This is a genomic window from Nostoc sp., assembly GCF_035638895.1.
Classification (GTDB): domain Bacteria; phylum Cyanobacteriota; class Cyanobacteriia; order Cyanobacteriales; family Nostocaceae; genus Nostoc.
The window spans coordinates 1-10,890 of sequence record NZ_DASQZC010000193.1; the positions used below are offsets into that span (position 1 = coordinate 1).

Here is a 10,890-nt window from a genome sequence, read left to right on the forward strand (position 1 = left end):
GTGATTCGGCGCTATCCGTTTTTTGCCCAGCAGAGTGGCTCGGATTGCGGTGCAGCGTGTTTAGTGATGGTGTCTCGTTATTGGGGGAAAAATTTTAGTGTCAATCGCCTGCGGGATATCGCCAATGTTGACCGCAATGGCTCGTCACTGCGGGGGTTATCGGCGGCGGCGGAAAGTATTGGTTTTTCCACGCGACCTGTGAAAGCGAGTCTTGACCAATTAGCGAAGCAAAAATTGCCTGCGATCGCCCACTGGGAAGGCAAACATTACATCGTTATCTACGAAATTACCCCCAAACACGTCATTGTCGCCGACCCCGCCATTGGGCAACGCACCCTCAGCCACGCCGAATTTAAAGCCAACTGGACTGGTTACACATTGCTGCTGCAACCCACAGCCATGCTAAAGGATACCAAAGAGACTTCTACTCCTTTTTGGCAATTCTTTGAATTGATGAAGCCTCACTCTTTAGTGATGCTGGAAGTGTTTATTGCTTCCTTATTTATCCAGATTTTTGGACTTGTTACCCCCTTATTTACCCAGTTAATTTTAGACCGCGTAGTGGTGCAGCGTTCTGAACTAACCTTAACGGCAGTGGGGTTAGGGTTACTGATTTTTAGTTTATTTCGTGTAGCGATGACAGGGTTGCGGCAATATCTGTTAGACCACACGGCGAATAAGCTCGATTTAGCACTGATTGTCGGATTTATTCGCCACACCCTGCGGCTACCCTTGAGTTACTTTGAGTCGCGTTATGTGGGGGATATTATCTCTCGTGTACAGGAAAACCGTAAAATTCAACGCTTCCTCTCCGGTGAGGCGTTGTCCATCTTGCTAGATTTAGTCACAGTCTTTATCTATTTAGGATTGATGTTTTGGTACAGCTGGAAAATAGCGTTGCTGGTGTTGGTGATTGTACCGCCTTTTTTCCTGCTGGCATTGATTGCCACACCTTTTTTACAAAGGATTTCTAGGGAAATATTTAACGCTGTTGCTAATGAAAGTAGCTATCTGATTGAAGCCCTTTCGGGTGTGCGAACAGTTAAATCTACAGCAGTAGAACAGACAGTGCGTTGGCATTGGGAAGAGTTATTAAGTAAAGAAGTAAAAACTAACTTCTCTGGGCAAATTATCAGCAATCGCCTGCAAATATTCAGCAACACAATTGAAGCAGTGATAACTACTATGTTGCTGTGGTTTGGTGCATACCAAGTAATTCACAACGAGTTAACCATTGGGCAATTGGTGGCATTTAATATGTTGCTGGGAAATATTATTAGACCCTTCCAACGATTAACAGTTTTGTGGAATCAATTGCAAGAAGTGGTGATTGCGGTGGAACGTATTAATGATGTATTGGATGCGGAACCAGAAGAGGATTTGCAGCATCAAGCACGGCAATCTTTACCACCCATTCAAGGTAACATTCGCTTTGACAACGTGACGTTTCGCTATCACCCTGAAAGCGATATCAATGTTTTAGAAAATCTCAGTTTTGAAGTACACAGCGGGCAAATGGTTGCCTTGGTGGGACGCAGTGGTTCGGGTAAAACTACGATTTCTAAGCTGGTTTTAGGGTTATATCCCCCCACGGATGGCAAAGTGTTGATTGATGGACACGATCTTAGCAGTCTTTCGTTGCGTTCTTTACGCGAACAAGTTGGGGTAGTTGACCAAGATACCTTTTTGTTTGGCGGAACGATCCGGGAAAATATTAGCTTGGCACATCCTGGGGCAACTTTAGCAGAGATTATTGAGGCGGCGCGATTGGCGGGTGCTGATGAGTTTATTAAAAAGTTGCCTATGGGTTATGAAACCCAGATTGGTGAAGGAGGGGGGATGTTATCTGGAGGACAGCGACAAAGAATTGCGATCGCAAAAGCATTATTAGGCAATCCCAAGCTGTTGGTTTTGGATGAAGCGACTTCCCATCTAGATGCAGAGTCAGAAAGGATTATTCAGACGAATTTAAACACAATTCTCAAAGGCAGAACCACCTTAGTAATCGCCCATCGCCTTTCAACAGTAAGAAATGCAGATTTGATTTTGGTGCTAGATCGTGGCGTGTTGATTGAGAGTGGGACTCACCAAGAGTTGATGGCGAAGCGGGGACATTATTTTTATCTCAATCATCAGCAGTTGGATGTTGCTGGGTGAAAAAAGAAGATAAGCAGGAAGCTTTCGTTGTCTCCCTACTCCCAAAATTCAAAATTGATATCAGGAAAAATCATGCCAAATACATTAAATGGAAAAGTTCAAACCCAAATTTATGAGGTACAACAGCACGAGGAAGTTTTAAGGGAGAAAACACCAGCTACCTCAACTGATGATTGGGCTTACGCAACCAAGAATTTACTTGATAGTTTACCCCAAGTTTGGACAAGGGGATTACTGTATTTTTTGGTGGTGTTTGTGTCGATCATTTTACCTTGGGCTATGCTATCTAAAGTGGATGAAACGGGTATGGCAAGAGGACGACTTGAGCCAAAGGGAAAAACGGTTAGGTTAGATGCTGCTGTAGCAGGTACTGTTGCCGAAATTCGGGTAAAGGAGGGTGATTCGGTTAAAGTTGGGCAGACTTTATTGGTATTGGAATCGGAATTAGTTAAGGCAGAATTGCGGCAGGCACAAGATAAATTAGAGGGACAATTAAATCGACTTTCTCAGTTAAATTCATCTAAAAGCCAGTTAGTTGTATCTTTAACAACACAACAGCAACAAAATCAATCTCAACAGTTAGAAAAGCAGGCTCAAATTGACCAAGCGCGACAGAATATGAATGCTTTGAGGAATTCCTATGACTTACAAAAAGACGAAAAATTAGCTCAAGTCAATCAGGTACGGCAAACTCTTGAGCATAGTCAAACTGCTAATAAGTTAGTAAACAGTAGTTTAGCGAGTACCGAGCGGGAAGTTGAACGCTATCGCAGTCTTTGGCAGTCAGGCGTTGTTCCAGAAATTAATGTTGTCCAGAAGCAAGATATAGCTAAAGACAAGCAACAGTTATACGAACAAAATCAGTCAGATATTCAGCAGGCTAAACTACATTTGGTAGAACAACAAAGTAGTTATGAGCGAACTATTCGACAAGCAAATGCAGATATTGAGCAGGCAATATTGCGAGTGAAAGAACAGGAAAGGAGTTATCAGGCCTTAACTCGTTCCAACAAGCTGGCTTTGCTAAAAATCGACGAACAACAGAAGAGTTTAGAAACAGAAATTTCTACACTTCAAGCAGAAATAGCTCAAACTAAGAGTCAGATTGTCTCGTTAAAGTTTCAGTTAGGACAACGAGAGTTAAGAGCTACTGTCAATGGTAGAGTGTTTCAGTTACCAATACAAAGGGCTGGGTCTGTAGTACAACCAGGAGCAATGATTGCGGAGATTGCGCCCCAAGGTTCGCCTTTAATAATTCGGGCACAAATGGCGACAACTGAGAGTGGTTCTTTGCGAAGAGGATTGCCAGTCAAGTTAAAGTTTGATGCTTATCCGTTTCAGGATTATGGAATAGTGGAAGGAGAATTGTTAGATATTTCTCCTACTACCATAGAAGTGGAAACACCTAATGGAAAGGTGGCAGCTTATGACTTGGAAATTGCCTCAAAACAAAATTGTATTTCCTCGGCTAATAAATGTATTGCCTTGCGTCCTGGGGATACGGCGACAGCTGAGGTAGTTGTGCGCCAGCGCCGGATTATTGATTTTCTGCTTGACCCATTTAAGCAGTTGCAGCAAGGTGGGGTGAAATTGTAGCAGTCTTCGCTCTAACTATACATTTTTTCTTTTACATACTCAGCCTAAAAAGGCAATTATTGGAGACTTTGTTCCCATTTTTTAGAGGTTGAGCCTCACAATAAGCATTCTCTGGCAGGTTTACAGGGAACGAAAAAGCAACTTACATCTTACATAATTAGGAGTTACATAATGTCACAAGCTATTAGGATTACCCACGAAGATATTATTCAAGAAATTAAGCTATCTTGTAAAGTCCCTGAGATAATGAAAAAAATTATTATCCGTAAGATTATACTAAATTATGCTGCTACAAGTGGTATTGAATTAGCCAATGAAGAACTGCAAAAAAGAGCAGATAAAATACGGTTCTTAAATAAACTAATTACTGCTAATGATACCTGGTCTTGGTTAGAAAAACATAGTTTATCTCTCGATGATTTTGAACAAATAGTTTATATTAACTTGATTGAGGAGAAGTTATTTCAATATCTGATTGCAGAAAAAGTCGACCCATATTTCTTTGAGCATCAGCTAGACTATACTGGTGTTGTGATGTATGAGATTTTATTGAATGATGAAGACTTAGCGGTAGAACTTTACTATGCAATTAAGGAAGGTGAAATGAGTTTTTATGATGCTGCTCACCAATACATTGAAGATACGGAATTACGTCGAAAATGCGGATATCAAGAGAAAGTGAATCGTAAGGATTTAAAACCAGAAATTTCTGCTGCTGTTTTCGCTGCTAAACCACCGCAGCTTCTCAAGCCAATTGTTGCTGCTAAAGGGGTACACCTGATTTTGGTAGAGGAGATTATTCAACCGCAATTAGATAATGAGTTGCGTCAGAAAATTGCTTCAGATTTGTTCTCTGAATGGCTGAAGCAACAAAGCGCAGAATTTGAAATTGTTAAGCATTTAGACTCTAAATAACCTAAATGCTAATCCCAAAGGCTAAACTTTTAGTTTTTCGGCAACAGTTAGACAGGACTTTCCACACCGTTGGCTTAGTTTAATAGTGTGTGTGAATATCTTCATAGTTAGGATTGAGGTAGAGACGCTCTAAGTACCGCTGTTTGCATAGCCACTGAGTATGGTTAAAAACGGTTGTGGGAGGTATTCCCATATGACCGCATCTTTGGCAATCTCCTGCCTCACCAATTCAGACTCTGGGAGAGCGAGTTCGTCACAGAGGGCGACAAGATCGACAACCGTCGCATACCACAGCAATGGTGTGTCAGCGCGTCCCTCAGTCAGGAAGTGGGATGCTCTTTCCAAAAAAGTAGCAATATCGTTACTTACAACTGCCTGTTTAATCAGGAACCAGGCGTGAGAACGCGGGTGGCACTGGCAATTGCCATTAGCTTGTAACTGCATGTGATGGGAGACAACAGCAAACAAGTTACGAGTAACCTGATGGTTCTTTCCTGCCAAGGCGAGAGCGACTTGATCGGTTATTTGTACAAACATCGTAGCGGCAAGCTCTGGTGGTAGAAGTGCAACACGCTTAGATCCCCAAGAACCTGGGAGCGGTAAAGCCTCTGACGCTCCTTCCAGATAGCTTAAAAGCTGACAGGCAAGGTCAATTGCAGACTCGAAGCACATGCATCCTACATCGATACGCACAAGATGGAGTGCTATTTGGAGGCGATGTAGATAAAGAAGCTCGTACCCATATTTTTCCTCCAAAAGCACGTCAATTGCTAATCCCTCAAACAGCCTGGTACGAGCTTGGTCAAAAGCACTTTGACGATAATCTAGGTAGGCTTCCGCCACCTCGTGGAAGGACTTGCAAATCAGACCACCCTCAATCGAAAGCGTGTCTGATTCAAGGGGTGTGCGTGCCTTAGTAAAGAACTGTTTAGCCATCACAATTTGTCCACAACGAGCGGCAACTAGAGCTTGATGAAGAGCATCTTGACACCAACGCAGCAGCAACTTGTCTGTGAGTGGCAACCGGGACTCCATGAGCGTGACCAGCTTTTGACTGAAGGATCTGTCAAGATTCCCTGGTGGAAGCTGAATGGGTTTTCTGGAACCTCGTTGGCAATTTTCTAGAGCAGTTTGGATGAGTTCGCTATAAGAATTAGACATTAGAGAGTGAAAACGAGATTTAGTTAAAAATACAAATTCAACAAAGCTCAATGAAACAGGGCATGCTTACAGAATGTATGAGCAGTCCAACGGCCTATAGATGTCCTCAGAGTTGCTATTTAGATAAGAACGCTGCAAATTAATCCCAAGAATTAAGAAGTGTTTGAGGATGGAACCCATCCGACCCTCTGGGGAAAAATCGCCTTTTTGCCAAGCTTCTAACAAGCCAAGAGCCACAATTTGGCAGCGGTTCATCCCGAAACTTTCCTGGGCAGAAAATTTGCAATCTGGTTCTTCTGCTAAAGCTAACCCAGGTGCAAGGACTTTAGTGAACAAAGGTACTTCCATCCGAAAATGCGATCGGTTTTCTGCATAAATGATCTGAATAACTTGCCGGACTGCTTCGTAGTTGTTTCGCTCAAAGTAGAGAACACCTGAGTCGTAGCGACCATAATCAGAAGGGTTATATAGCACTTTGAAGACAAAGGGAACTTTTATTTCGTTCAGCTGCTGCGTGATAGTTCTCATTATGGCAACTGCGCCAGGGGGACTGAAATTAAAGTAAATTCGCACTACTCCCGAATGACTGTCTGGATTTCCGGGATTTACCGCACCTACATTGCTCACTGCGACATAGAAGCCGTTTTGAACCAAATTACGTGGTAACCGGATTGAAACCAAGTTACCTACAGTAGCTGAGCGATCTGCTAGTTGTAAATGGCGATCGCGCTCAATGTGTAGGGTTAGACCGTCTTTTTTCACTGCAAGACGGCCATCGCTTTCTTGCCTCAGTACATACCAACCTGGGCTAAAGTAGCCTTCTCCAGCATTGCTTTCGTGCAATAACTGGATAAACTCTATGTTTACCCCTAACAATGTATTATTCTCTAAATTTTGGTAAAGTGATAAATTAGTTGAATTTGCATCTAGTGTAAGGACAGTTCGCAGGGAGCCGTTGTAGTAGATGCCGTAGAGAAACCTTTGCAGTTGCAGGTTAAGATACTTACTCTGAAGGTTCAAAGGTATTCCCTGAAAGCGTTTTACCACTTCAGCAGGAAGTTTCAAGGGTTTGTAATCTGGATGGCTAATATAGAAGTTGGGCTGGATCTGAACGTTGCTGACAATATTTTGCAGAGTATCCAGCACCTGAGAAGAAGCGGAATTTAGCTGTTGAGTTTGAATAGAATCTAGTATTTGCATGATGGTTCCATTACGACTAAACATTACGACAAAGGTAATTTTCGGGTGGAAAGGGAGTAATTATATGTATCTGCTTATTTTTTATTGACTTGTTGAAATAACTCAATAATTAAAGCAGATTTGTAGTCTATATAAAAAGTTAGTAAATTCAGTTAGCACTTCTTTTAGCGCTAATAAAGTTTTTCCAAAAAACAGTTTAATTATGAAATTAATACCCCTTAATTAAAGGGGTATTCTGTTCACATTTACAGCATTAAATCAGAATAATTTGACACTGAGCAAAGTAGGTATTTTGCTTCAGATATATTCCAATTTTACAGAAATATTGCCATTAGGGGAGCTTTCAAAGCAAGTGAGAAAGAAGAATCCTTGTTAGAGCATTCTTCAAATCATCGCTTCTGCCTGTACTTCTGCTCTAGTAATACAACACAAAAGTGCCGATCCGCATCCGGATGCAGCGGCTACACCACCGATAATGTCAAGTTCGCTGTCAACCAAATCTGTCATAAAAGTTTCAGAATCAGAAAACAGTTCGTAACCAGTAGGACGTAGTTCAGAGATAGTAATGCTAGCCATTTCTCAATGTACTCCTAAGTAAATTTATTTCATTTAGTAAGGATTAGACTTTGAATTGCCTCATCCCATTACTATAATCTGTTATTTTATTTATTTTTACAAGGTTTGTTTTACTAAATACTGTGCCATAAATAATGCAATTATATGTTTGTTTATATTAAAGTTACTATAGAATTTATCTAAAATTCAAAATGTTATCATTTTTGCGGCAAAGTAGCTAATGTTTAATGACAAATAAAGAATATTTATGTCCTTTTTTCTTTCCATTATTTTTTTAACTTCTATAAATTAGAAAAACCAATAAAAAACCAGTCCAAGAGGATTCTTGGACTGAACGATAAAAATTTAGAGCTATTTTATTTTGAGCGTAAAAGCAAACCCAATTCTATCCACTACAATCTGTCTAAATCAGGTAAGACGTGACACAAACTGCGCGGTTGTATAGATGTGTGGACACTCATAAGCCACTTTCTACCTGAGTTTTAGGAGGATTTAATAATTGCATAACTCTTTAGTAATAACAAAATGATTTAAACACCAGAACAACTCAGGTGATTTAATTCAACAGCAGCACCAAAAATTGTTGGCATCGATTGTACAGGACGGCTTAATAATGTCTTAGCAACCTGAAGCATAGCAATCCCCATATTGCCAAACGATTTTTGATATTGAATCATCGCCTGAATCTGTTGAATCAAAGCAAAACCTGTAAATTGCACTACCCGTTGCAAGAAATCAGGGCGGTGTTCTAGAATTTCTGGAAAAGCCTTTAAATAAGCTTGGGTTAATGTACAAATTGAAGGCTGAAGCAGTTCTAAAGGTGTTATTGCCATGCGTAAAGACTCTTCAATACTCAAAGAATTACTGATAACCAAGCTACCCAGCCAGATTTGTACATAGCTGCCAATAAGTGTTCCCAAATCAAAAGCTGGATCTCCCCAAGTCGAGCGTTCCCAATCAATTAGCCGGAGAATATTATTACTGGAATTCTGCCAATCTTTGTACAGGAGAATATTATTTAGTTTCAAATCATTGTGGGTGAGACAAGAGGGCGTTACAGCATTAGCCAATTGGGCGATCGCTTCCCCCAAGCTATCATAACGTTGATATAGAGCAAAAAACTTTAACCCATCACCAGGAACTAGACCAAAAATTTCTGGTTCAACCCGTTCTAATCTCCGAACTAAATGTGATACTTGATCAGCCATTAAATTCTCAGAATTTTTATAAAAGAATTCCTGATATTCTTGGCGCTTGAAAGTATCACGATGGATAGTCCCTAAAATATTACCAATTGCCGTAGCGATTTCTGTATGAAAGCTATTTTCCTTGGTGTAGAAATCCATTAAATCTCGATAATCATCCAGATATCTAAAGACAATAATGGAATTTTCGGCATCAAAATGCATTACCTCTGGTAAAAATGAGCGGTAGCTGTCAAGGTTTGGAAATCGTTGTAAAAACTCTTGAATTCGCCACTCACTTAAAAATTCACCAGCCGCTTTTCCTTCCTGATTGTGTCGTTCTTGCTTAACGAGCAGCTTGCGATCGCCTGACAAAGTAACTAATAAATTAAAATTTTTAGCTGCAATTGGGTCTACCTGACTAGGTGGTTGGTCGGAGTGGTTACATAAACCATGTGCAACTAAATAATCGAAAACATTATGAGAGTTTAATAAAAATGTCATAAGCTGTGAATGAATGAACTATCTATATGAATCAATAATTTTGTTGAAAAAGATTGAGCTTTTATTTGTTCTAGCCAGATATTGGTGTTGCTACCTTCACTGCTAGCTTAGATGCGTTGTAATTATCTGTAATAACTTGTGGACAACGCATACAAGCTGCCTTGCCTTCTTGCTGCCACCACCGACAATCTCGGCGTATGGAACAGGGTGGTAGTTCTTCTGCTACTGGTGGGAACTTTTCTACAATTCGCATTGCTAGACGGCAATCTTGTCCATCAAAATGCTGACAACCTTTAGTAGCACAAGGTGCTGCCGTCCGAAAAATTTCGGCAGGTGTAATTGGACTAGCTTTTGCTATTAGTTCATCCGTGATAGGTTGGGGCTTTTTGAGATAAGCTACACGAGGTTCTGCCACTGTTCCACCGACTACGCCAAAGACAACACTATCCACAGATTCAGGTCTAGCACTGGGACAAAGTGTAGTTTTATCAGCAGTAATTTCTGCCATCAATTGACCCTCCAAAGAAGAGAAGCTTTATACTAAAAGGGTTTGATCTTGATCTGGATTGCTATTATTCCCATCGTCGTCATAGTAGGGAGTTGAAAAATTCCGCCTGCAATATTTTTCATTTCTTCATCAGACAAAGCATCTTCTGAACTTAAACCTTGGTTCCGTCGTTCCACCGCATTTTTTACTGCATCATCAATCAGATCGTTAATTTCAATTTGACCCTTATACTTTCTTTCTCGACTTTCCATGTTCATTGTCGTCTTAACTTTCGACTATTTTTCGGTTTAAATACTAAGCAGTTTAATTGCTTAATATTTTCTTATTTTAGGAAAAGAGGAAACTACTTAGCTCAATTGTAAAAACTTTAATGAAGACATAAATATAACTTTTATGTCACGAAAAAATGAAAATTTTTTCTTGCCCCTATTTTCTGTAAAAGTATGTAATAGCTACTCAAACCCAAACTCTCGTACACCAATTGAATTTTAATATTTAAAAAATTTTGACTATTAACTAAAACATTTATGTCACGAACAGTTTCCTGTTTTCTAGCTGACAGGCAATATCTAACGACAAGTAAATATCAATAACTAACAAAGGTTAGCAACAAAAAGAGACAAAAAGCTGATGTTGTTTGCATTTGTGCCTTCTGCCTCTATCATGCAATCTCTACAAAACCAAATCAAACTTGGCGTTTGTGGCCCTACATGATTGCCTTATTACTACTCCTCATTGGCAACTTATTGTTTGACAAATAAAGCCCGATAAACAGGCTCACCCTTTTTTTGCGTGCCTATTTCCCTTTCTGTGGGGACTGGTAGTGGATTTTCGGCTAACCATTCTCCAGCACCAACTTTCTGATAAGCTGGGTGAGCAGCAAAGCGATCGCGCATTTCCACCGCAACAAATTCCATATCTGATTGCAAAAATATAACTCCCCCAACCGCAAGATAATTAGCTAAGTCTGCTACTAGTTCTGGTTGCACTACACGACGTTTAGCATGACGGGTTTTAAACCAAGGATCGGGGAATTGAATTGTAACGCGTTGTAAACTTCCTGGCGGGAGGGAAGATAAAATTGAGTGC

10 protein-coding genes are annotated in these 10,890 nt (G+C 40.4%); 3 read left to right on the top strand and 7 right to left on the bottom strand.

The features are described from left to right. From VE944_RS09405 to VE944_RS09415, 3 genes are all read left to right on the top strand, one after another. Positions 1–2,157: peptidase domain-containing ABC transporter (locus tag VE944_RS09405; protein WP_324975628.1), on the top strand; the 2,157-nt coding region annotated here is incomplete at its 5' end. 72 nt (positions 2,158–2,229) lie between these two features. Next, the gene (locus VE944_RS09410) at positions 2,230–3,753 is read left to right on the top strand and encodes a beta-barrel domain-containing protein (protein ID WP_324975631.1); all 1,524 of its coding nucleotides are present in this window, start codon (positions 2,230–2,232) and stop codon (positions 3,751–3,753) included. A gap of 171 nt (positions 3,754–3,924) precedes the next feature. Beyond that, a complete protein-coding gene (locus VE944_RS09415) occupies positions 3,925–4,668 on the top strand; it encodes a peptidylprolyl isomerase (RefSeq protein ID WP_324975634.1) in 744 nt (247 codons plus the stop codon). Positions 4,669–4,797: 129 nt separating this feature from the next. Here VE944_RS09415 and VE944_RS09420 read toward each other — a convergent pair whose 3' ends face one another. From VE944_RS09420 to VE944_RS09450, 7 genes are all read right to left on the bottom strand, one after another. After that, positions 4,798–5,829, bottom strand: coding sequence for a hypothetical protein (locus VE944_RS09420; protein WP_324975637.1), 1,032 nt, complete (start codon positions 5,827–5,829; stop codon positions 4,798–4,800). A 66-nt stretch (positions 5,830–5,895) separates the two neighbouring features. Further along, positions 5,896–7,029, bottom strand: a complete 1,134-nt coding sequence (locus VE944_RS09425) for a T3SS effector HopA1 family protein (protein WP_324975640.1) — start codon at positions 7,027–7,029, stop codon at positions 5,896–5,898. A gap of 384 nt (positions 7,030–7,413) precedes the next feature. Beyond that, on the bottom strand, positions 7,414–7,605 hold the full coding sequence (locus VE944_RS09430) for a hypothetical protein (protein WP_324975643.1): 192 nt from the start codon (positions 7,603–7,605) through the stop codon (positions 7,414–7,416). A 530-nt stretch (positions 7,606–8,135) separates the two neighbouring features. Continuing rightward, positions 8,136–9,293: a phosphotransferase family protein gene (locus VE944_RS09435; protein WP_324975646.1), complete on the bottom strand. Its 1,158-nt coding sequence runs from the start codon at positions 9,291–9,293 to the stop codon at positions 8,136–8,138. 70 nt (positions 9,294–9,363) lie between these two features. Beyond that, on the bottom strand, positions 9,364–9,801 hold the full coding sequence (locus tag VE944_RS09440) for a nitrogen fixation protein (protein WP_324975649.1): 438 nt from the start codon (positions 9,799–9,801) through the stop codon (positions 9,364–9,366). Between the two features lie 32 nt (positions 9,802–9,833). Then, a complete protein-coding gene (locus tag VE944_RS09445; RefSeq protein ID WP_324975652.1) occupies positions 9,834–10,052 on the bottom strand; it encodes a hypothetical protein in 219 nt (72 codons plus the stop codon). Positions 10,053–10,544: 492 nt separating this feature from the next. Then, positions 10,545–10,890 (bottom strand): tRNA (guanine(46)-N(7))-methyltransferase TrmB (locus VE944_RS09450; protein ID WP_475483622.1); only part of this gene is annotated, 346 nt, incomplete at its 5' end.

What these genes read in the sequence shown, in the direction of transcription:
- VE944_RS09410 (WP_324975631.1), top strand. Translation starts at nt 2,230, where the DNA reads ATGCCAAATACATTAAATGGAAAAGTTCAAACCCAAATTTATGAGGTA.
- VE944_RS09415 (WP_324975634.1), top strand. Translation starts at nt 3,925, where the DNA reads ATGTCACAAGCTATTAGGATTACCCACGAAGATATTATTCAAGAAATT.
- VE944_RS09420 (WP_324975637.1), bottom strand. Translation starts at nt 5,829, where the DNA reads ATGTCTAATTCTTATAGCGAACTCATCCAAACTGCTCTAGAAAATTGC.
- VE944_RS09425 (WP_324975640.1), bottom strand. Translation starts at nt 7,029, where the DNA reads ATGCAAATACTAGATTCTATTCAAACTCAACAGCTAAATTCCGCTTCT.
- VE944_RS09430 (WP_324975643.1), bottom strand. Translation starts at nt 7,605, where the DNA reads ATGGCTAGCATTACTATCTCTGAACTACGTCCTACTGGTTACGAACTG.
- VE944_RS09435 (WP_324975646.1), bottom strand. Translation starts at nt 9,293, where the DNA reads ATGACATTTTTATTAAACTCTCATAATGTTTTCGATTATTTAGTTGCA.
- VE944_RS09440 (WP_324975649.1), bottom strand. Translation starts at nt 9,801, where the DNA reads ATGGCAGAAATTACTGCTGATAAAACTACACTTTGTCCCAGTGCTAGA.
- VE944_RS09445 (WP_324975652.1), bottom strand. Translation starts at nt 10,052, where the DNA reads ATGGAAAGTCGAGAAAGAAAGTATAAGGGTCAAATTGAAATTAACGAT.